This is a genomic window from Rhodopseudomonas sp., assembly GCF_036404135.1.
Taxonomy (GTDB): domain Bacteria; phylum Pseudomonadota; class Alphaproteobacteria; order Rhizobiales; family Xanthobacteraceae; genus Rhodopseudomonas_A.
Genome location: NZ_DASWPE010000015.1, coordinates 1 through 2,232, shown reverse-complemented (window position 1 = coordinate 2,232; position 2,232 = coordinate 1). Strand labels below are relative to the sequence as shown.

The window sequence follows — 2,232 nt, the reverse complement described above, 5'->3', positions numbered from 1 at the left end:
CATCCTTCGACAGGCTCAGCAACCGTATTGGAGTGTCAAGTCTGTTGTTGCAGCCAGGGCTTGTCCTGTTCGATGATTGAATTGGCGATGACGAGGAGTTTTCGCATAGCGGCGACGATGGCGACCTTTGGGGGTTTCCCGTCGTTGCGGAGGCGTTTGTAGAAGGGTTTGATGACGGGGTTGCATCGGATGGCGACGATGGTTGCCATGTAGAGGATGCATCGGACGGAGAGCCTGCCACCTGTGATGTGGGCCTCGCCGCGGGAGGTGCCCGAGTCGCGGTTCATGGGGGCGACGCCGACGAGGGCGGCGATCTGTTTTTTGCCGACCTGTCCGAGTTCGGGGAGTTCTGCGACGAGGGTGGCCGCGACGATGGCGCCGAAGCTCGGGATGGATCGCAGCAGTTCAGCGCGGCGTGCGAGGTGGCGATCGGCCTCGATCAGGTCGGCGATGCGCTGGTCGATGTGGGCGATTTCGGTTGTGAGGAAGTCGAGATGGCGGGCGAGCGAGGCAGCGAGCGTCTCGTCGTCGGGATGGGCGGCGCGTTGCTTCTCCATGGCGGCCATCTCGACAAGTTGGCGGCGGCGGCGGACGAGGTCGGTGAGTTGGATCTGGGCCTCGCTGGGCGCAGATGCGGCGGGTGGCTGCATGGTCTGAGCGAAGCGCAGGATGACGCCGGCGTCAATCGCATCGGTCTTGGCCAGCCGTCCCGTGGCGCGCGCGAAGTCGCGGACCTGACGCGGGTTGACCCGGCTGAAGGCGATCTGCCGCCTGGCAAGATCATGAGCGAGCAGGCGGGTGTAGCCGCCGGTCGCCTCGCACACGAGGTGCGGCGTTTGGAGACCGGCGAGCTTGCGGCCAAGCGCCGCGATGCCGGTTTTGTCGTTGCCCGTCCGCCAGACCCTGGGCGAACCGGGAAGAGCAACGTCGAGATGGTCCTTCGACACGTCGACGCCGATAAATGTCCGTGTATCCAGCATGATGGCTCCGCCTTGCATGCGGGCTCAAGGCCCGGCCAACCGTTCGAGACGATCATGGCGGGACGGATGACCTTGCTGAGCCACGAGCTCATGCCCAAGGATGAACACGGCCATCCGCCCCGTTGGGTGCGGGTCATGACCCGCACCCAACGGGGCGGATGGCCGTGTTCATCCTTGGGCATGAGCTCGTGGCTCAGCAAGGTCATCCGTCCCGCCATGATCGTCTCGAACGGTTGGCCGGGCCTTGAGCCCGCATGCAAGGCGGAGCCATCATGCTGGATACACGGACATTTATCGGCGTCGACGTGTCGAAGGACCATCTCGACGTTGCTCTTCCCGGTTCGCCCAGGGTCTGGCGGACGGGCAACGACAAAACCGGCATCGCGGCGCTTGGCCGCAAGCTCGCCGGTCTCCAAACGCCGCACCTCGTGTGCGAGGCGACCGGCGGCTACACCCGCCTGCTCGCTCATGATCTTGCCAGGCGGCAGATCGCCTTCAGCCGGGTCAACCCGCGTCAGGTCCGCGACTTCGCGCGCGCCACGGGACGGCTGGCCAAGACCGATGCGATTGACGCCGGCGTCATCCTGCGCTTCGCTCAGACCATGCAGCCACCCGCCGCATCTGCGCCCAGCGAGGCCCAGATCCAACTCACCGACCTCGTCCGCCGCCGCCGCCAACTTGTCGAGATGGCCGCCATGGAGAAGCAACGCGCCGCCCATCCCGACGACGAGACGCTCGCTGCCTCGCTCGCCCGCCATCTCGACTTCCTCACAACCGAAATCGCCCACATCGACCAGCGCATCGCCGACCTGATCGAGGCCGATCGCCACCTCGCACGCCGCGCTGAACTGCTGCGATCCATCCCGAGCTTCGGCGCCATCGTCGCGGCCACCCTCGTCGCAGAACTCCCCGAACTCGGACAGGTCGGCAAAAAACAGATCGCCGCCCTCGTCGGCGTCGCCCCCATGAACCGCGACTCGGGCACCTCCCGCGGCGAGGCCCACATCACAGGTGGCAGGCTCTCCGTCCGATGCATCCTCTACATGGCAACCATCGTCGCCATCCGATGCAACCCCGTCATCAAACCCTTCTACAAACGCCTCCGCAACGACGGGAAACCCCCAAAGGTCGCCATCGTCGCCGCTATGCGAAAACTCCTCGTCATCGCCAATTCAATCATCGAACAGGACAAGCCCTGGCTGCAACAACAGACTTGACACTCCAATACGGTTGCTGAGCCTGTCGAAGGATG

2 protein-coding genes are annotated in these 2,232 nt (G+C 64.9%); one reads left to right on the top strand and one right to left on the bottom strand.

Features of this window, described 5'->3' with window-relative positions:
- Window positions 1-35: 35 nt before the first annotated feature.
- Window positions 36-980 (bottom strand): transposase, encoded by a 945-nt coding sequence (locus tag VGC77_RS01715; protein ID WP_331169831.1) that lies wholly within the window; start codon window positions 978-980, stop codon window positions 36-38.
- Window positions 981-1,252: 272 nt separating this feature from the next.
- Here VGC77_RS01715 and VGC77_RS01710 point away from each other — a divergent pair, with 272 nt between their 5' ends.
- A complete protein-coding gene (locus tag VGC77_RS01710) occupies window positions 1,253-2,197 on the top strand; it encodes a transposase (RefSeq protein WP_331169831.1) in 945 nt (314 codons plus the stop codon).
- The last annotated feature ends 35 nt before the right edge of the window (window positions 2,198-2,232 follow it).

Coding starts and splice junctions, on each gene's coding strand:
- VGC77_RS01715 (WP_331169831.1), bottom strand. CDS start 980: ATGCTGGATACACGGACATTTATCGGCGTCGACGTGTCGAAGGACCAT.
- VGC77_RS01710 (WP_331169831.1), top strand. CDS start 1,253: ATGCTGGATACACGGACATTTATCGGCGTCGACGTGTCGAAGGACCAT.